Origin of the sequence: Mesorhizobium sp. M0659, assembly GCF_040320605.1 — a bacterium.
Classification (GTDB): domain Bacteria; phylum Pseudomonadota; class Alphaproteobacteria; order Rhizobiales; family Rhizobiaceae; genus Mesorhizobium.
This window is the reverse complement of record NZ_JAMYPY010000030.1, coordinates 1-21,480: the sequence shown is the minus strand read 5'-3', so window position 1 is coordinate 21,480 and position 21,480 is coordinate 1. Positions and strand designations below refer to the sequence as shown.

The 21,480-nt window shown below is 61.9% G+C and carries 24 protein-coding genes; 19 read left to right on the top strand and 5 right to left on the bottom strand.

What is annotated here, in order from left to right; translation table 11 throughout:
• The first annotated feature begins 4 nt into the window (after positions 1-4).
• From NKI31_RS28890 to NKI31_RS28865, 6 genes are all read left to right on the top strand, one after another.
• On the top strand, positions 5-847 hold the full coding sequence (locus NKI31_RS28890) for a class I SAM-dependent methyltransferase (RefSeq protein WP_352653198.1): 843 nt from the start codon (positions 5-7) through the stop codon (positions 845-847).
• Positions 848-859: 12 nt separating this feature from the next.
• A complete protein-coding gene (gene preA, locus NKI31_RS28885; RefSeq protein WP_352653197.1) occupies positions 860-2,173 on the top strand; it encodes an NAD-dependent dihydropyrimidine dehydrogenase subunit PreA in 1,314 nt (437 codons plus the stop codon).
• 454 nt (positions 2,174-2,627) lie between these two features.
• Positions 2,628-3,146, top strand: coding sequence for an RrF2 family transcriptional regulator (locus NKI31_RS28880; RefSeq protein WP_023697058.1), 519 nt, complete (start codon positions 2,628-2,630; stop codon positions 3,144-3,146).
• A 32-nt stretch (positions 3,147-3,178) separates the two neighbouring features.
• Positions 3,179-3,637 carry a carboxymuconolactone decarboxylase family protein gene (locus NKI31_RS28875; protein WP_023690827.1) on the top strand — a complete coding sequence of 153 codons (459 nt, stop codon included), beginning with the start codon at positions 3,179-3,181 and terminating at the stop codon, positions 3,635-3,637.
• A 76-nt stretch (positions 3,638-3,713) separates the two neighbouring features.
• A complete protein-coding gene (locus NKI31_RS28870) occupies positions 3,714-4,091 on the top strand; it encodes a DoxX family protein (protein WP_023690828.1) in 378 nt (125 codons plus the stop codon).
• A 106-nt stretch (positions 4,092-4,197) separates the two neighbouring features.
• On the top strand, positions 4,198-4,695 hold the full coding sequence (locus NKI31_RS28865) for a hypothetical protein (protein WP_352653196.1): 498 nt from the start codon (positions 4,198-4,200) through the stop codon (positions 4,693-4,695).
• 45 nt (positions 4,696-4,740) lie between these two features.
• Here the strand turns inward: NKI31_RS28865 and NKI31_RS28860 are convergent, their stop codons facing one another.
• Together NKI31_RS28860 and NKI31_RS28855 are read right to left on the bottom strand one after the other, a co-directional pair.
• On the bottom strand, positions 4,741-5,463 hold the full coding sequence (locus NKI31_RS28860; RefSeq protein WP_352653194.1) for an SDR family oxidoreductase: 723 nt from the start codon (positions 5,461-5,463) through the stop codon (positions 4,741-4,743).
• A complete protein-coding gene (locus NKI31_RS28855; protein WP_352653193.1) occupies positions 5,460-6,299 on the bottom strand; it encodes an SDR family oxidoreductase in 840 nt (279 codons plus the stop codon). The genes NKI31_RS28860 and NKI31_RS28855 overlap by 4 nt, the downstream gene beginning before the upstream one ends.
• A gap of 104 nt (positions 6,300-6,403) precedes the next feature.
• On the opposite strand from NKI31_RS28855, the gene NKI31_RS28850 reads away from it, so the two are divergent.
• Together NKI31_RS28850 and NKI31_RS28845 are read left to right on the top strand one after the other, a co-directional pair.
• On the top strand, positions 6,404-7,276 hold the full coding sequence (locus NKI31_RS28850; protein WP_352653192.1) for a helix-turn-helix transcriptional regulator: 873 nt from the start codon (positions 6,404-6,406) through the stop codon (positions 7,274-7,276).
• A gap of 58 nt (positions 7,277-7,334) precedes the next feature.
• Positions 7,335-8,114 carry a toll/interleukin-1 receptor domain-containing protein gene (locus NKI31_RS28845; RefSeq protein WP_352538882.1) on the top strand — a complete coding sequence of 260 codons (780 nt, stop codon included), beginning with the start codon at positions 7,335-7,337 and terminating at the stop codon, positions 8,112-8,114.
• Between the two features lie 30 nt (positions 8,115-8,144).
• Here NKI31_RS28845 and NKI31_RS28840 read toward each other — a convergent pair whose 3' ends face one another.
• Positions 8,145-8,774 carry a TetR family transcriptional regulator C-terminal domain-containing protein gene (locus NKI31_RS28840; protein ID WP_352653191.1) on the bottom strand — a complete coding sequence of 210 codons (630 nt, stop codon included), beginning with the start codon at positions 8,772-8,774 and terminating at the stop codon, positions 8,145-8,147.
• Positions 8,775-9,029: 255 nt separating this feature from the next.
• Between NKI31_RS28840 and aptA the strand changes: the two genes are divergently transcribed.
• The 6 genes from aptA to NKI31_RS28810 all read left to right on the top strand — a co-directional run bounded on the left by aptA (position 9,030) and on the right by NKI31_RS28810 (position 14,459).
• Entirely contained in the window at positions 9,030-10,358 is a 1,329-nt protein-coding gene (gene aptA, locus NKI31_RS28835) for an omega-aminotransferase AptA (protein ID WP_023687994.1), read from the top strand.
• A 112-nt stretch (positions 10,359-10,470) separates the two neighbouring features.
• A complete protein-coding gene (locus tag NKI31_RS28830) occupies positions 10,471-10,917 on the top strand; it encodes an endonuclease domain-containing protein (RefSeq protein WP_023668213.1) in 447 nt (148 codons plus the stop codon).
• Between the two features lie 3 nt (positions 10,918-10,920).
• The gene (locus tag NKI31_RS28825; RefSeq protein WP_023756377.1) at positions 10,921-12,171 is read left to right on the top strand and encodes a Zn-dependent hydrolase; all 1,251 of its coding nucleotides are present in this window, start codon (positions 10,921-10,923) and stop codon (positions 12,169-12,171) included.
• Positions 12,172-12,233: 62 nt separating this feature from the next.
• On the top strand, positions 12,234-13,685 hold the full coding sequence (hydA, locus tag NKI31_RS28820; protein WP_023668215.1) for a dihydropyrimidinase: 1,452 nt from the start codon (positions 12,234-12,236) through the stop codon (positions 13,683-13,685).
• Complete coding sequence (locus NKI31_RS28815; protein ID WP_023668216.1) at positions 13,682-14,059, top strand: hypothetical protein; 378 nt, start codon at positions 13,682-13,684, stop codon at positions 14,057-14,059. Before hydA ends, NKI31_RS28815 begins: the two co-directional genes overlap by 4 nt.
• Positions 14,060-14,075: 16 nt before the next feature.
• Positions 14,076-14,459: a hypothetical protein gene (locus NKI31_RS28810; RefSeq protein ID WP_023729378.1), complete on the top strand. Its 384-nt coding sequence runs from the start codon at positions 14,076-14,078 to the stop codon at positions 14,457-14,459.
• A 17-nt stretch (positions 14,460-14,476) separates the two neighbouring features.
• On the opposite strand, the gene NKI31_RS28805 is transcribed toward NKI31_RS28810, so the two are convergent.
• Positions 14,477-14,881 carry a cupin domain-containing protein gene (locus NKI31_RS28805; RefSeq protein ID WP_031193071.1) on the bottom strand — a complete coding sequence of 135 codons (405 nt, stop codon included), beginning with the start codon at positions 14,879-14,881 and terminating at the stop codon, positions 14,477-14,479.
• A 110-nt stretch (positions 14,882-14,991) separates the two neighbouring features.
• Here NKI31_RS28805 and NKI31_RS28800 point away from each other — a divergent pair, with 110 nt between their 5' ends.
• The 4 genes from NKI31_RS28800 to NKI31_RS28785 all read left to right on the top strand — a co-directional run bounded on the left by NKI31_RS28800 (position 14,992) and on the right by NKI31_RS28785 (position 19,153).
• Complete coding sequence (locus NKI31_RS28800) at positions 14,992-15,783, top strand: ABC transporter ATP-binding protein (protein WP_023668219.1); 792 nt, start codon at positions 14,992-14,994, stop codon at positions 15,781-15,783.
• Between the two features lie 330 nt (positions 15,784-16,113).
• Positions 16,114-16,992, top strand: coding sequence for an ABC transporter permease (locus NKI31_RS28795; protein WP_023699632.1), 879 nt, complete (start codon positions 16,114-16,116; stop codon positions 16,990-16,992).
• Positions 16,989-18,143, top strand: a complete 1,155-nt coding sequence (locus tag NKI31_RS28790; protein ID WP_023699631.1) for an ABC transporter permease — start codon at positions 16,989-16,991, stop codon at positions 18,141-18,143. The genes NKI31_RS28795 and NKI31_RS28790 overlap by 4 nt, the downstream gene beginning before the upstream one ends.
• 38 nt (positions 18,144-18,181) lie before the next feature.
• On the top strand, positions 18,182-19,153 hold the full coding sequence (locus tag NKI31_RS28785; protein WP_023682178.1) for an ABC transporter substrate-binding protein: 972 nt from the start codon (positions 18,182-18,184) through the stop codon (positions 19,151-19,153).
• Between the two features lie 48 nt (positions 19,154-19,201).
• Here the strand turns inward: NKI31_RS28785 and NKI31_RS28780 are convergent, their stop codons facing one another.
• Complete coding sequence (locus tag NKI31_RS28780) at positions 19,202-19,660, bottom strand: Lrp/AsnC family transcriptional regulator (RefSeq protein WP_023682177.1); 459 nt, start codon at positions 19,658-19,660, stop codon at positions 19,202-19,204.
• 123 nt (positions 19,661-19,783) lie between these two features.
• Here NKI31_RS28780 and NKI31_RS28775 point away from each other — a divergent pair, with 123 nt between their 5' ends.
• Positions 19,784-21,067, top strand: coding sequence for a cystathionine gamma-synthase family protein (locus tag NKI31_RS28775; protein WP_023668225.1), 1,284 nt, complete (start codon positions 19,784-19,786; stop codon positions 21,065-21,067).
• Positions 21,068-21,480: the final 413 nt, after the last annotated feature.

The window sequence follows — 21,480 nt, the reverse complement described above, 5'->3', positions numbered from 1 at the left end:
GATCATGGCCTCAGTGGAATCAGGCATCGCCCGTCACTACGACGTCTCGGATCTTGAGCAGCACATTCTTGCCGTGCTCGCCGAGACCGGCGTGGAAATTGCCCATCTACGCGCTGGCGATCTCGAAGCGGTCGACGAGTTCCACATTGGCGGTATCGCCGCCACCAGGGAACTCATCGGCCAGATGGGTTTGAAGCCGGGGGCCAGGCTGCTCGACATTGGTTCCGGCGTGGGTGGTCCAGCCCGCTTCGCCGCCAACAATGCCGGCGCCGATGTCACCGGCATCGATCTGACGCAAAGCTATGTCGACATCGCGACCAGCCTGTCGAAGCGGGTGGGAATGGCCGACAAAGTCCGGTTCGTGCAGGGCAGCGCGCTGGACATGCCGTTCAGCAACAAAAGCTTTGATACGGCCATGATCCTGCATGTCGGCATGAATCTTCCCGACAAGAAAAAGCTGATGAGCGAGGCGGCGCGTGTGCTCAAGCCGGGCGGCGTCTTTGCCGTCTACGATGTGATGCGGCTCAAGGCAGGTGCGCTGACCTATCCGCTGCCATGGGCATCGGACGAGAGCATGTCCTTCGTTGCCACGCCCGACGACTATCGTTCGGCTGCCGCCGCCGCAGGGTTCTCTGTAACCGCCGAGCGCCCTCGTGGCGCCTTCGCCATCGAATTTTTCGATACGATACGGTCGCGCATGGCTGCGGCGCAGGCGGAAGGAAAAAAGCCGCCGCCTGGCGTTAATCTTATCATGGGCGAGAACGCCGGCACGAAGATCGCCAATCTCACCCCCGCGCTTAAAGGCGGCATTCTCGCACCCGTGGAAATGCTCCTTCGTCTCGGTTGAAAGGGACCTGTCATGGCAGACATCCGCAACAATTTCGTCGGCATCAAATCGCCCAATCCGTTCTGGCTGGCCTCGGCGCCGCCGACCGACAAGGCCTACAACGTCATCCGCGCCTTCAAAGCCGGTTGGGGCGGTGTCGTCTGGAAGACGCTTGGCGAAGAAGGCCCGCCGGTGGTCAACGTCAACGGCCCGCGTTATGGCGCGATTTGGGGGGCGGACCGGCGCCTGCTCGGCCTCAACAATATCGAGCTGATCACCGACCGCGATTTGCAGGTCAATCTGCGCGAGATCAAGCAGGTCAAGAAGGACTGGCCCGACCGCGCCATCGTCGTCTCGCTGATGGTGCCATGCGTCGAGGAAAGCTGGAAGGCGATCCTGCCGGTGGTCGAGGAGACCGAAGCCGACGGCATCGAGCTCAATTTCGGCTGCCCGCACGGGATGTCGGAACGCGGCATGGGCGCGGCTGTCGGCCAGGTGCCGGAATACATCGAAATGGTGGTGCGCTGGTGCAAGGCCAACACCCGCATGCCTGTCATCACCAAGCTGACGCCGAATATCACCGATGTGCGCAAGCCGGCGCGCGCCGCACTCTCCGGCGGAACCGACGCGGTGTCGCTGATCAACACCATCAACTCGATCACCGGCGTCGACCTCGATAGCTTCGCCCCGCAGCCGACCATCGACGGCAAGGGCTCGCATGGCGGCTATTGCGGCCCGGCGGTGAAGCCGATCGCCATGAACATGGTGGCCGAGATCGCCCGCGATCCGGAAACGCGCGGCCTGCCGATCTCCGGCATTGGCGGCATCACCACCTGGCGCGATGCGGCTGAATTCATGGCGCTCGGCGCCGGCAATGTGCAGGTGTGCACGGCGGCGATGACATACGGCTTCAAGATCGTGCAGGAGATGATCGCCGGTCTCGAAAACTGGATGGACGAGAAAGGCCACGCCTCGCTCAACGACATTGTCGGCCGCGCCACGCCCAACGTCACCGACTGGCAGTATCTCAACCTCAATTACATCGCCAAGGCGCATATCGACCAGGACGCCTGCATCAAATGCGGCCGCTGCCACATCGCCTGCGAGGACACTTCGCACCAGGCGATCACCAACATGGTCGACGGCGTCAGGCATTTCGAGGTGATCGAGGCCGAATGCGTCGGCTGCAATCTGTGCGTCAATGTCTGCCCGGTCGAGAACTGCATCACCATGGAGCCGCTGGCCGCCGGCGTGATGGACCAGCGCACCGGCAAGCCGGTGTCGCCGGTCTATGCCAACTGGACGACACACCCGAACAACCCGATGGCCAAGATGGCTGCGGAGTAGACTTGGGTTCCTCGCCCCGATCGACGTCTACGTTGTGCACTCATCTTCTGTGACTGGTCGGCGTGAGGGCTTGGTTGCCACGTGGTTCCCCCAATCCGTCGCTGCTTCGCAGCGCCGCCTTTCCTCCCTCCGGAGGGAAAGGAAGGGAGCTTTACTGGACGAACGTTGGACGGCAAAAAACTTGGCGCCGTTCCTCTCCCCCGTCGATCGGGGGAGAGGTGGCTCGGCGAAGCCGAGACGGAGTGGGGGTCGATCAGCGCAATATAAGACAATGCATGCGCCAAGCCGCCATACACGCTATCGCCACAGACCAGCCGCCCGGAAATGTGTGCAGGCCGCAGAGCGGGATGCCCAAGTTCTGTGAAGCCATTGCTATATGTGAATTTCCGCATTTTCCTATTGCAGATAAAATTTATCTAGGATAAAATATATCCATGAATAGGAGCGCAACATCGTGAAGCTGGGCGAGGGTGTAGAAGCGGCCATCCATTGCGCGGCCACACTGGCCAGCGTGGAGGGCAACAGCACGATGCCGGGTGCTGCTTTGGCAGAGTCCTTCGGCCTGTCGCCGAGCTATCTGCTGAAACATCTGAACCAGCTGACGGCTGCGCGCATCCTGGAATCGGTGCCGGGACCGGCGGGCGGCTACCGGCTGGCGCGTCCGGCCGAGCGCATCACGCTGCTCGATATCGTGCTTGCGGTCGAGGGTCGCGAGCCGGCCTTCCGCTGCGGCGAGATCCGCCAGCGCGGCCCGGTCAAGATCGATGCTTCGGCCTATGTGAAGCCGTGCGGCATCAATGCCGCGATGCTGAAGGCCGAGCGCGCCTATCGCGCGGCCCTCGCGGAAACCCGGTTGTCCGACATCGTGGCTGATTACAAGGCCGAAGGCGATCCGCGATCGTTTGCCGCCAGCTGTGCCTTTGTCGCGCGCCATCAGCGGCCGCAGAAACCCGCTTCGACCAAACAGATTTAATCCCCCGCCAAACAGATGTGAAAGGAAAGACGATGAAACAGAGACTGCAATTCTTCGCCAAGGCGCCTGAGATCATGAAAGCCGTGTCGGCGCTCAACAAGGCGGTCGACGAATGCGGGCTTGAAGTGAGCCTGCTGCATTTGATCAAGCTCCGCGCCTCGCAGATCAATGGCTGCTCCTACTGCGTCGAGATGCATAGCCGCGAGGCGAGGCGCGATGGCGAAACCGAGACACGGCTCTATCTGGTTTCGGCCTGGCAGGAATCGCCGCTGTTTTCCGAGCGCGAACGCGCGGCGCTTGCCTGGACCGAGGCAACGACCCTGATCGCCAACAATGGCGTTTCGGACGAACTCTATGCCCGCACGCTAGAGCACTTCTCGGAAGAGGAACTGGTCAAGCTGTCGGTCGCGATCGGCATGATCAACACCTGGAACCGGCTCTGCATCCCGTTCCACGCCATTCACCCGATGCCGGCTGCCAAAGCAGCCTGACCGTCCGGTTAGTCATGGAGCGCCGTGGAAAGGGCGGCGCTCCACCTGTTTCATGCTTAAGTACGGGGAAGATTTCATGCCTGTCGATTTGCCTTCGACCCTGTTGTTTCTCGGCCGCCTGTTGCTTGGCGGCGCCTTCGTTGTCGCGGGACTGCGCAATGTTCAAAACGAGGCGTTCCTGACCGGGCTGATGGCCGCGCGCGGCGTGCCGCAGGCGAGATTGGCGTTGTGGGCCGGCATCGTCCTGCAGACCATTGCCGGCGCGCTGGTGATGGCCGGCCTGTGGACCGCGATCGCCAGTGCTGTGCTGGTGCTGTTTCTCATTGTCGCGACGCCGATGTTCCACAATTTCTGGGACCATCAGGGCCCGGACCGGGCCTCGCGCATCAACGGCTTTGTCGGCAATGTCGCGCTCGCCGGCGGATTCCTGACGCTGATCGCGCAGTCGCTCTAGTCGGCAATGGCGCTGCCACCATGGCGTCGCCATTTATCATTGTCTTCGATACTTAGAGTTAAGACCGTTACGGTATTGATCCTTGATGCGACGTGTGGGGCAATCAATGTACATTCTTAAAGGTAAAAGACGCGTTGCGCTGAGATGGTTGCTTGTGGTGGGGCTCCTGACGGTGGCCTTGGTAGCTGCCCTAAATTATGTCCATGCAATTAGCGCCAGAAATTCGTACGCTCTGCTAAGTATTTATTTCACAGCAAGCATCTTGAGTGTATTGTATTTTCTACACGAATCTGAAGAGAAAAGCGCTCTTTCGTCACTTGGTTTGACAAGCTCACCAACTCGATTCACGCTCGTCTTCTATCTCGTATATGCGTCAATCATATTGTACCCCTTTGTGGAAAAGCGGTTTCAGCCTGAATTTATCGGGCATTTCAGTTTTCTAGTGATTTTTCTAGCGGCAATGTCCCCAGATGTCCTCCTTTTTCTGAGGACAAAACTCGGCTCCGGAAATGCCATCTACCAGAGGGCAAATTCAGTTGGCGTTTTGATTTTGGTAATTTTCATCGTTGTGTCCGTTGGTGTCGGCGTGGTGGCGAGCCAGTAGTTTGGTGGCCGCAGTGGCGGCGGGAAGCCATTGCAACACCATTTGCTACGCCGCGTAGCGCAGGCCGCCGTCGCAGGTCAGCACCTGGCCGGTCATGAAGCCGTTGGAGACGAGGAACGCGATTGCGCCGGCGACGTCTTCGGCCTGGCCGATCCTGCCCACCGGGGTTTTGCCGGCATATTCGCTGAACACCGCCTGCCGCTGGTCTTCGGCCAGAAAATCCCACCATGGCGTGTCGATGACGCCGGGCGCCACGACGTTGACGCGCAGAGGCTTCAGTTCGACCGCCAGGATCGGCACCACCGTCAACAGCATGCCGTTGACGGCGGCGATGCCGGCCACGCCGGGCACCGACAATTGTGCCGACACCGCCGAGATGAAAGTGACCGATCCCGATCTGTTGAGCGTCGGCAAGGCTGCCTGCAAACAGGACAGCTGCGGCCGGACTTTCTCGTCGACGCCGCCGGCGATGTCTGAGAGGTCGAGGGTTTCGAACCGCCCAAGTGCCTTGCCGCCGCTGGCAGCCAGCACGAGGTGATCGAACGGTCCGAGTTCCCCAAAGAACTGGCGGACTTCGTCCGGCTTCGAAGCATCGAAGGCAGCTTTCTCGGCGGCGCCGCCGAGGCTCTTCCAAGCGCTGGTGAGCTTGTCCTGGTTTCGTCCGGTGATGGTCACCTTCATGCCCGGGCCAAGCAGTTTTCGCGCCGTTGCCAGGCCGATGCCGGATGAGCCGCCGATGACGACCGTGTGTTCGATCTTGCCGGTCATGAATGCTGTTCCTTCGATTTTGGGGAAGCCTGGCCGACGAAGTCGAGGCTCAGGGTTCGCAATTGCTGTCTGGCCTTGGCGTCATAGGCTTGTGCTTCGGCGCGGGATTCCTTTTGGCCGTCGAAATAGAGGCCACTGCGGCCCTCCAAGGCGGGCGATGTCGCGAGGTTGAGAATGGCGTCGGCGCCGGTCTCGACCGAGTTCCATGGCGTCACGCCGGCCTGGCGGACCATGGTGGTGTTCATGTAGCTCGCCGGATGCAGAGCGTTGATGGTGACGCCGCTGCCTTTCAACTCTCCGGCCAGGTCGATGGTGAACAGGATCTGCGCCAGCTTGCTCTGGCAATAGGCGCGCACGCCGTCATAGGAACGTGTCAGCATGACATCGCCGAAATCGATCGCCTGCTGGCCGGCCGAAGCGACGTTGATGATGCGCGCCGGCGAACTCGCCTTGAGCAGCGGCAGCAGTTCCGAGGTCAGCAGGAAACCGGCGAGATAGTTGACCGCAAAGCGCAGTTCGAAGCCGTCGGCGCTGAGCTGTCGCTTGGCGCCGGCCGTGCCGATGCCGGCATTGTTGATGAGGACGTCGAGCCGGTCGGTTTTTGCGCGTACGGCCTCGGCGAGGCGGCGGACCTCGGCTAGCGAGGCGAGGTCCGCGGCGAGGAACTCGGCTTTGCCGCCGGCGGATTCGATTTCTGCGACGGTTGCCTTGCCGCGAGCCGCGTCACGGCCATGCACCAGCACGCGCGCGCCGCCGTCGCCCAGCCTTTGCGCGACGGCGCGGCCGACGCCGTCGGTCGAGCCGGTGATGAGGATTGTCTTGTCTTTCAGGTCCATGTCGGGAGCCTCCATATTCGCTCTGGATGCCAAGATGGTGCGCTTTGCGCTCGCCAAACAGTTCAAACTTTATCCTGGTATCGATACTGCTATACTGCGCCCTCATGGATGCTTCCGCACCATCGCCCGAAGACAGCCGCCGGCGCGAGCTTGGCGCCTTCCTGCGTTCGCGCCGCGAACGGCTTTCGCCGTCAGCCACCGGCATTGCGGCCGGCGCGAGGCGGCGTACGCCCGGTCTGCGCCGCGAGGAAGTGGCGATGATCGCCGGCGTCGGCACGACCTGGTACACCTGGCTGGAACAGGGCAGGGATGTGCGGCCTTCGGTGGAGGTACTGACGGCGCTTTGCGAGGCCTTGCGCCTCGATGCCGCCGAGAAGCGGCATTTGTTCACGCTGGCCGGCCGCCAGCAGCCCGAGCGGCGGCGCATTACCCCGGTCAAGGTCGAAGGTCCCCTGCTGCACATGCTGCAGAGTCTCGTCCTGCAACCGGCCTATATTGTCGGGCCGCGCTGGGATGTGCTGGCCTGGAACGCCGGGGCGGTTGCCATTTTCGGCGATTACGGCTTGTTGGAGGGCGACGCCCGTAACATCCTCCATGGCGTGTTCACCGATCCGCACCGGCGCCATTTGCTGGTCGACTGGGAACAGCTGGCGCGCGCCACCCTTGCGGCGTTTCGCGCCGAGAGCGCGAAATACACCGGCGACCCGGATTTCGAGCGGCTGATCGCGCTTATGATGCGGTCGAGCCCGGAGTTCCGGGAGTGGTGGCCGCAGCGAGATGTGGTGCATCGTCTCTCCGGCAAGAAGTATCTGCGCCATCCGATCGCCGGCGCGATGGCGTTCGAGCATATGAGCCTGTCGATCGATGACGGCTCGGACATGAAGCTGATCGTCTACACGCCGCTGGCCGAGCAGAATTCGGTCGCCAAGCTGCAGGCATTGGTGGACGCGCTGCCTGTCGAACGGCGCAGTGCCTAGTTGACGTTGTGAATGCAAGTTCCTACCTCTCCGAGACAATTTCCGGGGAGGCACATAGATGATCTTTTTAAGTCATAATCACGCGGACAAGCCCGTTATTGAACCGGTTGCACTTCGGCTCCGCGAAATTTTTGGGCAGGACAAGGTTTTTTACGACAGCTGGTCAATACAGCCAGGCGATGGCATCATTGATAAAATGAACGAAGGCCTGACTTCGCCAAAGTTTGTTTTTTTCTTTGTTTCTGGAAAAAGTCTTCAGAGCAACATGGTCAAGCTCGAATGGCAGAACGCATTATATAAAGCCACGAAGGGCGAGTGCAAAATCATTCCCGTTCGTGTGGATGGCTCCACGATGCCGCCTGTACTTCTTCAGAACGTCTACATCGATATGTTCGCCAATGGGATTGAAGCAGCGATTGTTCAGATCGTGAATGTCATCCAAGGAAATAATACGTTCACCCCGCAGCATATGGGATTCTCCAATCTCACCTATAGCTTTTCAGGTAATCCGTCTGTTGCCGTGGACATCGTAATTTCGGCTTCTCACCTCATGGAGCCGAATCCCTCATTTCTTGTTTTGATAGACAACGAAGAGGGTGAAATCATAATCGAGATGAACGGTGGAGTGCCGCATCGGGGTGGGTTCAACAAAGGCATCACCCTGGACAACGGCATAGTGGTGAATGGCTTTGCTATTGCTCCACTCGGCGGAGCCATCACACCTAAAATGCCGACGAAGCTAAAGATCACACCGCAACAGGGCAAGCTCGTAGCGTTTAGGGGAGTTCTTCATCAGGCATCTTATGACGAATGGAAAGCAATACCTCCAAGGAACTGAGCATCACGCAACTGAGCACCGCGGCAGTTATCAGGGCTTCGGCTTCAGCCCATCGATAAACAGCTGTTCGAGAAAGCGCGCCGCATCCTCGAAGCGGCCGTCGCCGCCGCGGTCGGCGCCGAGCACGGCGCGGACCTGGACGTCGAAATCGGCGTAATGCTGGGTCGTCGCCCAGATCGAAAAGATCAGGTGCCAGGGATCGGTGCGGGCGATTTTTCCTGCGCGCATCCAGCCCTTGATGACGTTGGCCTTCTCGTCGACCAGCGTTTTCAGCTCACCCGCCAGCAGCGGCATGATGCGCGGCGCGCCTTGCAGGATCTCGTTGGCGAACAGCCGGCTCTCCCTGGGAAAATCACGCGCCATTTCGAGCTTGCGCCGGATGTAGCTCCTGAGCTCGGTCAGGGGGTCGCCGATGTCGTCGAGTTCACGTAGCGGCGCCAGCCAGGTCGCCAGCAGCCGCTCCATCAGCGTTTCGTGGATGTCTTCCTTGCGGCGGAAATAATAGAGCAGGTTCGGCTTCGACATCCCCGCGGCCTCGGCGATCTGGTCGATGGTCGAGCCGCGAAAGCCGTTGGTGGAGAAGACTTCGAGCGCTGCTTCCAGGATCAGTTCGCGCTTTTCCTGCTGGATGCGGGTGCGGCGAGGGGCTGAGCCTTCCATGGCGCCGCTCACCCCTGCAAGCCTTGGCCGAGCGGGTCATCTGGACCAATTCTCTGGACCAGTTTTTCTCTTACCCGTGGAGCGCACTTCGCAGGCCGCATTTCCGCTAGTAATCCCTTGACCGCCGACAGGGCGGTGCTAACGTTTGTCCAATCGGTCAAAAATTTGCGTAGCATGAAAACGCAGCAAAGACCAAGCTTTGGAAAGACCAAGCGTTAGCCGCACCGAAACAGGTTACAAGGGGAAGTCTTGGTCATGTCCAACCGGCTGAAAGTCACGCCGAACGATCTCAGCGCATTCTGGATGCCGTTCACGGCAAACCGGCAGTTCAAACAGGCGCCGCGCATGTTCGTGTCCGCCAAGGACATGCACTACACCACCAGCGACGGCCGCAAGGTGCTCGACGGCACCGCGGGCCTCTGGTGCGTCAATGCCGGCCATTGCCGTCCCAAGATCACCGAGGCGATCCAGCATCAGGCCGCCGAACTCGACTATGCGCCGGCCTTCCAGATGGGTCACCCGATCGTGTTCGAACTGGCCAACCGCCTGGTCGACCTCGCGCCCAAGGGCATGGACCATGTCTTCTTCACCAATTCCGGTTCGGAATCGGTGGAAACCGCGCTGAAGATGGCGATCGCCTATCACCGTGTGAAGGGCGAGGGCGCGCGCACCCGCCTGATCGGCCGGGAACGCGGCTATCACGGCGTCAATTTCGGCGGCATTTCGGTCGGCGGCATCGTCACCAACCGCAAGATGTTCGGCACGCTGCTCGGCGGCGTCGACCACATGCCGCACACGCATCTGCCGGAAAAGAACGCCTTCTCCAAGGGCGTGCCGGAATATGGCGCCGAACTCGCCAACGAGCTGGAGCGCATCGTTGCCCTGCATGACGCCTCGACCATCGCCGCCGTCATCGTCGAACCGGTCGCCGGCTCCACCGGCGTCATCCTGCCGCCGAAGGGCTATCTGCAGAAGCTGCGCGAGATCTGCACCAAGCACGGCATTTTGCTGATCTTCGACGAGGTCATCACCGGTTTCGGCCGTCTCGGCGCGCCGTTCGCAGCGGATTATTTCGGCGTCACGCCCGACATCATGACCACCGCCAAGGGCGTCTCCAACGGCGTCATCCCGATGGGCGCGGTGTTCGTGAAGAAGGAAATCCACGACGCCTTCATGACCGGCCCCGAGCACATGATCGAGTTCTTCCACGGCTACACCTATTCGGGCAATCCGATTGCGTGCGCCGCGGCACTCGGCACGCTCGACACCTACAAGGAAGAGGGCCTGCTCACCCGCGGCGAGGAACTGGCGCCGTACTGGGAAGATGCGCTGCATTCGCTGAAGGGCGAGCCGCATGTCATCGACATCAGGAATATCGGCCTGATCGGCGCGATCGAACTGGCGCCGATCGCAGGCAGCCCGACCAAGCGGGCCTTCTCGGCCTTCGTAAAGGCGTTCGAGCGCGGCGCGCTGATCCGCACCACCGGCGACATCATCGCGCTGTCGCCGCCACTGATCATCACCAAGGGCCAGATCAACGAATTGATCGACCATGTCAGAGAAGTGCTGAGGGCGATCGATTGACAAACCGGGCGCGGATAGCCCTCCCCCTCGAGGGGAGGGTGGCCGCGAAGCGGTCGGGTGGGGTCGGTGCGACCGGACGCCGACCTGCTCTTTTGTTCCAAGGCCGCTCCTGATGCCCCGTACCCGCGTGAGCTTCGAAATGCGCCAGAAGGCGCGAGCGCTTCGAGTTCACGCGACCAAGGGAGAATCGCTGCTGTGGTATGAACTGCGGGACCTGAAATCAGCCGGCATCAAGTTTCGCCGTCAGTGCCCGATTGGGCCGTACATCGTGGATTTTGCCTGCTTGGCGGTGAAGCTGATCGTTGAGGTCGATGGCGACATGCACGAACACGACAGGGGTAGGCGGCACGATGCCGTTCGCGATGCTTATCTGCGATCGCTCGGATTTGAAGTCTTCCGTGTTGACGAGCCCGATGTCATAAACAGCGCTTGGCACGTCGCGCAGGTGGTCAAAGAGAAGGTCGCGCGCGTCGCGGGCGACCCCACCCGACCGCTTCGCGGCCACCCTCCCCTCGAGGGGGAGGGGGACGCCGCCGCCCCGCAACCGATGAGGTTTTAGAGCATGGCCGCCCCAGGCGAGAATCTGCGAATCAATTCAGACCGTTTGTGGGATTCCATCATGGAGATGGCGAAGATCGGCCCCGGTATTGCCGGCGGCAACAATCGCCAGACCGTGACCGACGAGGACGGCGAGGGACGGCATCTGTTCAAGCGCTGGTGCGAGGCGGCCGGGCTCGAAATGGGGCTCGACGAAATGGGCACCATGTTTGCCCGCCGGGAAGGCGCTGATCCCAGCCTGCCGCCGGTTTATGTCGGCAGCCACCTCGACACGCAGCCGACCGGCGGCAAATATGACGGCGTGCTCGGCGTGCTCGGCGGGCTGGAGATCATCCGCTCGCTTAACGATCTCGGCATCCAGACCAGGCATCCGATCGTCGTTACCAACTGGACCAATGAGGAAGGCTCGCGCTTTGCCCCGGCGATGATGGCGTCCGGCGTGTTCGCCGGTGTGCTCGATCAGGCGGACGTGTATCAGCACACTGATAAACAGGGCAGGAAATTTGGCGAGGAGCTGGAGCGCATCGGCTGGAAAGGCACCGAGAAGGTCGGCGGTCGCAAGATCCACGCCTTCTTCGAACTGCATATTGAGCAGGGGCCGATCCTCGAGGACGAAGGCATCGACATTGGCGTCGTCACCCACGGCCAGGGCCTGAAATGGCTGCAGGTAACGCTGACCGGCAAGGAGGCGCATACCGGCTCGACCCCGATGCCCAAGCGCCGTAATGCCGGTCTAGGCATGGCGCGCGTGGTCGAACTGGTGCACGAGATCGCCATGGACTACCAGCCCGACGCCGTCGGCGCGGTCGGCCACATGGAGGTGTTTCCGAACTCGCGCAACATCATCGCCGGGCGCACCGTCTTCACCATCGACATCCGTTCGCCCGAGAAGGAAGTGCTGGACGCGATGGATGGGCGCATACGCGAAGGCATCGACACGATCTGTGAGGCGCTCGACATCCAGTACAAGGTCGAGCAGGTCGGCGCTTTCGATCCGGTCACCTTCGATGCCGGCTGCGTCAAGGCGATCCGCGACGCCGCCGATCGGCTCGGCTATTCCCACCGCAACATCGTCTCCGGCGCCGGCCACGACGCCTGCTGGATCAACCGAGTTGCGCCGACCGCCATGGTGATGTGCCCCTGCGTTGACGGGTTGTCACACAACGAGGCTGAGGAAATCACCAAGGAATGGGCCGGCGCCGGCGCCAACGTGCTGTTCCATGCGGTGGTAGAGACAGCGGGGATCGTGGCGTGAACTAAGATCTGTATTCAAAACGACGCTCACAAGAAGCGCGAAGAGAACAAGGGAACACGACAATGACCAAAGTCATCCGAAACGGCACCATCGTCACCGCCGACCGAACCTGGAAGGCGGATGTGCTGATGCAGCACGGCAAGATCGTCGCCATCGGCTCGAACCTGCATGGCGACCATGAGTTCGACGCCAGCGGCTGTTACGTCATGCCGGGCGGCATCGATCCGCACACCCATCTCGAAATGCCGTTCATGGGCACCTATTCGGCCGACGATTTCGAGTCCGGGACGCGTGCGGCCCTTTCCGGTGGCACCACGATGGTGGTCGATTTCTGCCTGCCGGCGCCGCAGCAATCGCTGCTGGAAGCGTTGCAGATGTGGGACAACAAGACCTCGAAGGCTGCCTGCGACTACTCCTTCCACATGGCGATCACCTGGTGGGGCAAGCAGGTGTTCGACGAGATGGCCACCGTCGTCGACAGAGGCATTACCTCGTTCAAGCATTTCATGGCCTACAAGGGCGCGCTGATGGTGGACGACGACGAGATGTACGCGTCGTTCCAGCGCTGCGCCGATCTCGGCGCGCTGCCGCTTGTTCATGCCGAGAATGGCGACGTGGTTGCGGCGCTGTCGCAAAAGCTGCTCGCCGCCGGCAATAATGGCCCCGAGGGACACGCCTATTCGCGGCCGCCGGAAGTGGAGGGCGAGGCGACCAACCGCGCCATCATGATCGCCGACATGGCCGGCGTGCCGCTCTATGTCGTGCATGTGTCCTGCGAGCAGAGCCACGAAGCCATCCGCCGCGCCCGCCAGAAGGGCATTCGGGTTTTCGGCGAGCCGCTGATCCAGCATCTGACGCTGGATGAAAGCGAGTATTTCGACAAGGATTGGGACCATGCGGCGCGCCGCGTCATGAGTCCGCCCTTCCGCAACAAGCTGCACCAGGATTCGCTGTGGGCCGGCCTGCAGGCGGGATCGCTGCAGGTGGTGGCGACCGACCACTGCGCCTTCACCACCAAGCAGAAGCGCAACGGCCTCGGCGATTTCACCAAGATCCCGAACGGCACTGGCGGGCTTGAAGACCGCTTGCCCGTGCTGTGGACGACGGGCGTCAACACCGGGCGGCTGACGATGAACGAGTTCGTCGCGGTGACTTCGACCAACATCGCCAAGATCCTCAACATGTATCCTAGGAAGGGCGCCATCGTCGAAGGCGCGGACGCCGACATCGTGGTGTGGGACCCCAGCGCCAAGAAGACCATCACCTCGAAGAAGCAGCAATCGGTGATCGACTACAACGTCTTCGAAGGTTTTGAGGTGACCGGCCTGCCGCGCTTCGTCTTTTCGCGCGGCGAATTGTCGGTCGAGGAAGCGGAGGTCAAGGCCAAGCCCGGCCATGGCGAATTCGTCGCCCGCGAGCCGAACGCGGCGGTCAACCGGGCTCTGTCGACCTGGAAGGACATTACCGCGCCGCGCAAGGTGGAACGCACCGGCATTCCGGCGACAGGCGTTTGACGTTGCGGAGCCCGGGGGCGCTCATTTCACTGGTCGTGGCGATGGTGGTCGCTGGTCCGGCAACAGGGGCCGAGAGGCTGGCCGGCTCCTGGGGCAACGATGCCGGCTGTGTCTTTGCAAAGGCCGGTTTTCAGGGCCGGGACGATTATATCGTGCTGACCGCCGAAGGCATCGAGACCTATGGCAGCGGCTGCCGGTTCGCGCAGCAATTGACGTGGGCGCCGGGCACGCAATCGCTTGATGCGACCTGTTCCGCCGAAGGCGAGGCGGGGACGACGGCTGAAACCGTTGTGGTCACCAACAAGGGCGAGGGTGGGTTCTTCGTGACCATTCCCGGTCTTGAAGAAATGGGGCCGTTGCAACCGTGTTCGTGACGTTGGAGCTGGGGGAATGAGCGCGCGCGGTTTGGGGCCGTCTGTTGCGATGATAGTCGTTCTGGCTGCGGGTCAGGCCCTTGCGGCAGGCATCGACCTGACGAAACCCTATGGGGACAAATATGGCTGCATCAACCGCAATGGCCAGGAAGTCGCCGCCGATCGGATGCTGCTTTTGACCGACGAGGCATTGGTCACCGCCGCCAGCGCCTGCACCTTCACGGACAAGCAGGCGCAGGCTGATGGGTCGCTGGTGGTGACGGCAACATGCGAGGCGGAAGGCGAAGAAGGACAGGAGCCGACCAAATTCACCATCAAGCGCAGCGCCAAGAACGCCAAGAAGCTGACGGTGGCCGACGACGACGGCAATGTCATGGGCGAAGTGGCGCGGTGCAAATGACGGCAGTCCCGTCAGCGTCAGGCCACCAGCGCATCCAGTTCCGGCAACAGGACGACGCTTTCCTGTTCATTGGGATCGGTGCGGGCGATGACGGCCGAGGACGGGGCGTTGCTCAGATTGGCCGGCAGATGCGGTACGCCGGCCGGGATGTAGAAGAGGTCGCCGGCCTTGACGACGATGTGGTTCTCGAGCCTGTCGCCATACCATGTGTGGACCTCGCCCGAGAGCACATAGATCGCCGTCTCATGGCTTTCATGCAGATGCGCCTTGGCGCGGGCGCCAGGCGGCAGGGTGAGCAGATGCATGCAGATGCCGGACGAGCCGACCGTCTCGGCTGCAATGCCGGCAAAATAGGTCAATCCCTGCTTGCCTTCATAAGTGCTTTCAGGACGGATAAGGTGACAAGTGGGTTTGGGCGACATCGGCAAGGCTCCGGGCGTCGATTGGGTGGGATTGGACGAGTGGAAAGCAACATCAACGCGAATGCAACGGCATTTCATCCTGGGCGGCTGCGAGAAGCAGGCAGCAAGCGATGACGGGACGATCGCCAGCCGTCGTCTCGGCAAGCAAACTTGGCCTTACCTTTCAGACCAATGACGGTCCGGTAGAGGCGCTCTCCAAAGTCGACCTGACAATCGGCAAGGGCGAGTTCGTCTCCTTCATCGGCCCATCTGGCTGCGGCAAGACCACCTTGCTGCGCGTCATCGCCGATCTGGAAAAACCGACATCGGGCACGATCTCGGTCAACGGCATGACGCCGGAACAGGCGCGCGAGAAACGCGCTTATGGCTACGTCTTCCAGGCGGCAGCCCTTTTCCCGTGGCGCACGATCGAGCGTAACGTGGCGCTGCCGCTGGAGATCATCGGCCTTTCGAGAGCGGAGCAGGCCGAGCGCATCAAGCGAACGATGGAGCTCGTCAACCTCTCCGGCTTCGAGAAGAAATACCCTTGGCAGCTTTCCGGCGGCATGCAGCAGCGCGCTTCGATCGCCCGCGCGCTCGCCTTCGACGCCGACCTGTTGCTGATGGACGAGCCCTTCGGCGCGCTGGACGAGATCGTGCGCGACCATCTCAATGAACAGCTTCTGGAATTGTGGGCGCGCACCAACAAGACGATCTGCTTCGTCACCCATTCCATCCCCGAGGCGGTGTATCTGTCGACGCGCATCGTCGTCATGTCGCCGCGCCCAGGTCGGGTTACCGACATCATCGAATCGACGCTGCCAAAGGAGCGGCCACTGGACATCCGCGAGACGCCGGAATTTTTGGCGATCGCGGCCCGCGTGCGCGATGGCTTGAGGGCAGGGCACAGCTATGATGATTGAGGGGGTAGCGAATGAGTGCGGACGTCGCCGCCACGCCTTCGTCATCCTAGGGCGAAGCAAGGAGCGAAGCGACGCGGCGCAGACCCTAGGATCCATACCGTTACCTATACGGTCCGCAACGGTGCAAAACGGTGCACACGCCGCTGCGCCCGCGAAGGCGAACATTCTCAACCGCTTATACCCCTCGGCCAACGTCACGGAATGGATCCTAGGGTCTGCACGACGCTTCGCGTCGCTCCGCCCTAGGATGACGAACGCGGAGGTGGTCGGCCTCCGCTTCGCTCCGGCCACCCTCTTCCCGGCGGGGAGAGGAGAAGGGGAGCGCGCCTGATGGACACCTTCCGCGAAAAACTCATCCCCGTGACCTCCATCCTCCTGGGCGTGGTGGTGCTCTGGTATGTCTTCGCCGTCATCCTAAACGCGCCCTTCCAGCGCGACCTCGACCGGCGCGCCGGGGAAACCCACGGCACCGTCGAATTCATCGGCAAGACGCTGTCGCAGCCCAAGCCGACGCTGCCGGCGCCGCATCAGGTGGCGGTGAACTTCTTCGAGAACACCTTCCTGCGGCCCATCACATCGAGCCGAAGCCTCGTCTACAATGCCTGGGTGACCCTGTCGTCGACGTTGCTCGGCTTTGCCTTCGGCACGGCGCTCGGCATCGTCATCGCGGTCGGCATCGTGCATGTGGCGACGCTCGACCGCAGCCTGATGCCGTGGATCATCGCCTCCCAGACGATTCCCATTCTGGCGGTGGCGCCGATGATCATCGTCGTGCTGGGGGCGATCGGCATCAGCGGTCTAATCCCAAAGGCGATGATCTCGACCTACCTGTCGTTCTTCCCGGTGACGGTGGGCATGGTGAAGGGCCTGCGCTCGCCCGAACTCATGCATCTCGACCTGATGCACACCTACAATGCCAGTGTCTCGCAGACCTTCTGGAAGCTGCGGGTGCCGGCCTCGGTGCCGTTCCTGTTCACGTCGATGAAGGTGGCGGTGGCGGCGAGCCTCGTCGGCGCCATTGTCGGCGAACTGCCGACCGGTGCTGTCGCCGGCATCGGCGCCAAGCTTTTGGCAGGCGCCTATTACAGCCAGTCCATCGACATCTGGTCCGCCCTTGTGGCGGGCTCGGTGGTGGCGGCCCTTCTGGTCATGGTGGTCGGCATAGCCGGGAGCCTGGTTGACCGCGCGATGGGCGGGAGGCCGGCATGAACTGGCTGAAGCCCTCCTGGCAAGCCGTGCTGGCCATTGCGCTGTGTCTTGTAGCCCTGTCGCTCGGCGCGATGTCGAAGCCGGAAGCGGCCACCCTTGCAGACCCGACGGCAAGCTTCGACTACCCCTATTTCGGTATAAAGACCCCGATGATCGGCCTGGCCGTGCTGGCGGGGCTGATCTCGATGCTCAGGATTTCGGCGGTGGCCGAGGCTGCGGTGCTGTTTATCGGCGCTCACCTTGTCGCCTGGATTCTGATCTCGGGCATTACAGGGTTCGAAGGCATGGCATTGGCGCCGTATTTCCTGCTGCTCGCCGCTGCCTGGCTGCTGGCATGGCGCTGCGTCGCCGTGCTGTCGGGGCTTCGCCCGATGGCAAAAGGGGCGCGGATGGCGCTGCGCCTCATCATACCGGCGATCTTCGGCGCCTGGATCCTGATCATATGGGAAGCGATGACGCGTGGCGCCGGCATTCCCTTCATCCTTTTGCCGCCGCCGAGCGCCATCGGTGTGCGCATCGCCAGTTCCCTGCCGGTGCTCGGCGCCGATATCAGGCAGACCATCTTCAAGGCGGTGATCTTCGGTTATGTCATCGGCAGCGGCGCCGGCTTCCTGGTGGCCATTGCGGCCGACCGCGTGCCGTTCCTGCGCCGCGGTCTGCTGCCGATCGGCAATATGGTCTCGGCGCTGCCGATCATCGGTGTGGCGCCAATCATGGTGATGTGGTTCGGCTTCGACTGGCCGTCCAAGGCCGCGGTCGTCATCATCATGACCTTCTTCCCAATGCTGGTGAACACGGTTGCCGGTCTTGCCGCCTCCGGCCATATGGAGCGCGACCTGATGCGCACCTATGCGTCGGGCTACTGGCCAACACTCTTGAAGCTCCGGCTGCCGGCGGCAGCGCCCTTCATCTTCAACGCGCTGAAGATCAACTCGACGCTGGCGCTGATCGGCGCCATCGTCGCCGAGTTCTTCGGCACGCCTGTGGTCGGCATGGGCTTTCGCATCTCGACCGAGGTCGGGCGGATGAACATCGATATGGTCTGGGCCGAAATCGCAGTTGCAGCACTGGCGGGTTCGGTCTTTTATGGCGTGGTCGCTCTCGTCGAGAGAGCCGTCACGTTTTGGCATCCCTCTGTCCGTGGTGGATAGGGCGGTGGGTTCGGGTGTTAACTTCAGAGGGTAAAAACATGAAAAGACTGATCATTCCGATGCTGGCCGGCGCGATGTCGCTGGCCGCGTTCCAGGCAATGGCCGCCGACAAGGTGACCTTGCAGCTGAAATGGGTCACGCAGGCGCAGTTTGCCGGCTACTATGTCGCCAAGGCCAAGGGTTTTTATGAAGCAGAAGGCCTCGACGTCGACATCAAGCCGGGCGGTCCCGATATCGCACCCGAGCAGGTGATCGCCGGCGGTGGCGCCGACGTCATCGTCGACTGGATGGGCGGGGCGCTCGCCGCGCGCGAAAAGGGCGTGCCGCTGGTCAACATCGCCCAGCCGTTCAAGAAGGCCGGCATGGAGCTGGTCTGCCCGAAGGATGGCCCGATCAAGACCGAAGCCGATTTCAAGGGTCACACGCTCGGCGTCTGGTTCTTCGGCAACGAATATCCTTTCTACGCCTGGATGAACAAGCTCGGCCTGAAGACCGAAGGCGGCCCGGATGGCGTCACGGTTTTGAAGCAGAGCTTCGACGTGCAGCCGCTGATCCAGAAGCAGGCGGATTGCATTTCGGTCATGACCTACAACGAGTACTGGCAGCTGATCGATGCCGGCTACAAGCCGGACCAGCTCACCGTGTTCAACTACTCGGCGATGGGCAACGACCTGCTTGAGGACGGGCTCTATGCCTCGGAAGACAAGCTCAAGGATCCGGCTTTCGAAGACAAGATGGTGCGTTTCGTGCGCGCCTCGATGAAGGGCTGGAAATATGCCATCGACAACAATGACGAGGCCGCGGGCATTGTCATGGACGGCGGTGGCCAGGACGAAAACCACCAGAAGCGGATGATGAGCGAAGTCGCCAAGCTGATCGACAATGCCGACGGCAAGCTCGACCCGGCGACCTACGAGCGCACCGCCAAGGCGCTGCTCGACCAGAAGATCATCACCAAGGCGCCGACCGGCGCCTACACCACGGCCATCACCGACAAGGCGATCAAATAAGCCTGGCCAGGCAATTTCGACCTCGAGAGCGGCGCCTTTGACCAAATGTCAGAGGCGCCGTTCCTTTATGGTGTTCATGACGAAGCTGGTCTCAATCGAGGCGACGCATTTCAGCCGCGCGATCTTTTCCTTGATGAAGCGCTCGTACTGTTCGAGGCTGCCGGTCACCACCTTCAGCACATAGTCGCGCGACCCGGTGACGAGGTGGCATTCCAGCACCTCCTCCCACCCGCGGATGGCGTCCTCGAACATGACGATCTCGTCCTCGTTCTGGCGGCTGAGCCGGACGGTGGCGATGGCGACCATGTTCCACCCGAAGGCGGCCGGGTCGACCAGCGTGGTATAGCCCCTGATGATGCCGGCCTCCTCCAGCCGGCGTACCCTCCTCAAACATGGCGACGGCGACAGGCCGATGCGCTCCGCCAGCTCATTGTTGGTGATGCGGGCGTCGGCCTGCAGCTCGCGCAGGATCTTGCGGTCGAAATCGTCGGCTATCTTCTGTTGCACTTTTGCTCTCGCTCGGCAATTTGTTGCCGGAATGCAGCCATGCGAGGCCGAAAATAGCAAGGACTGGTGGACCGGGATCGCATAAATTGCTGGACGAGACTCCTCCAGAACGCAGGAAAAGCCATGACCGCGCCGCGCCCGTCGAAAACCCACATCGGCAACCACAAGCTCCATCCGGAAACGTTGATGTTGAGCTATGGCTTCGATCCGCAACTGTCGGAAGGCGCCGTCAAGCCGCCGGTGTTCCTGACCTCGACCTTCGTGTTCAAATCGGCGGAGGAGGGACGCGACTTCTTCGACTACACATCCGGCCGCAAGGAGCCGCCGAGCGGCACGGCGTCCGGCCTGGTCTATTCGCGCTTCAATCATCCCAACTCGGAGATCGTCGAGGACCGGCTGGCGGTCTATGAGGGAACGGACGCCTGCATCCTGTTCTCGTCGGGCATGTCGGCGATCGCCACGACGCTGCTCGCCTATGCCCGGCCGGGCGATGTCATCCTGCATTCGCAGCCGCTTTACGGCGGCACCGAGACGCTTTTGACGCGCACGCTGTCCGGCTTCGGCATCGGCGCTGTCGGCTTCGCCGACGGCGTCGACGACAAGGCGGTGCGGGCCGCTGCTGATGCAGCGGTGGCGAAGGGGCGTGTCTCGGTCATTCTCATCGAAACGCCGTCGAATCCGACCAACAGCCTGGTCGACATCGCACTGATCCGGAAGTTTGCCGACGAGATCGGCGCAAGCCAAGGATCAACGCCGATCATCGTCTGCGACAACACGCTGCTCGGCCCGGTGTTCCAGCGACCGATCGAACATGGCGCCGATGTCTCCGTCTATTCGCTGACCAAATATGTCGGCGGCCATTCCGACCTGATCGCCGGTGCGGCGATGGGCAGCAAGGCGGTGACCAAGCCGATCAAGGCGCTGCGCGGCGCCATCGGCACGCAACTCGACCCGCATTCCTGCTGGATGCTCGGCCGCTCGCTGGAGACGCTGTCCATCCGCATGGAGCGCGCCAACGACAATGCGCGGCTCGTGGCCGAATTCCTGCGCGATCACGCCAAGGTCGAGAAGGTGCATTACCTGCCGTTCCTGGGCGAGGATACGGCAGCGGGACGGGCCTACAAGGCGCAATGCAGCGGCGCCGGGTCGACATTTTCTTTCGATATCAAAGGCGGAGAGAAGGCGGCCTTCGCATTTCTCAACGGGCTGCAAATATTCAAGCTGGCGGTGAGCCTCGGCGGCACGGAGTCACTCGCCAGCCACCCGGCGGCGATGACGCACTCCGGCATTCCCTTCGACGTGCGCCAGCGCATCGGCGTGCTGGAGACCACGGTCAGGCTGTCGATCGGCGTCGAGCATCCGGACGATCTTATTGCCGACCTGACGCAGGCGCTGGCAGCGGTCTGATAGCTCGCTTGTAGATATCAGGAAAGGGGCGATCGTCTTGGCAGCGTCGGCGGGACAGCACCCCCCTCTGTCCTGCCGGACATCTCCCCCTCAAGGGGGGAGATCAGCAGCTCTGACCATAGCGCCCTGTCTGCAACGCTGGAGATTGGCGAAGGGCGACGTGACATCCAATCTCCCCCTTGAGGGCATAGGCGCTAAGATAGGTATTGCCCTGCGGAATCGGGTGTGATTCTACACTGCGATGACACACGAATCGCTTGTTGATGACGGCTGGGCCGAGACGATTGAGCTTCTGGGCGGCGAAGAGTTGATCGCAGCAAGTGCCCGCGAGACGAAGGCGTTCCTGCGCCCGCGCGGCGTCAGGTCGGCGAGCGACCTGTTGCGCCTGACACTGGCTTACTGCCTTGGCAAGG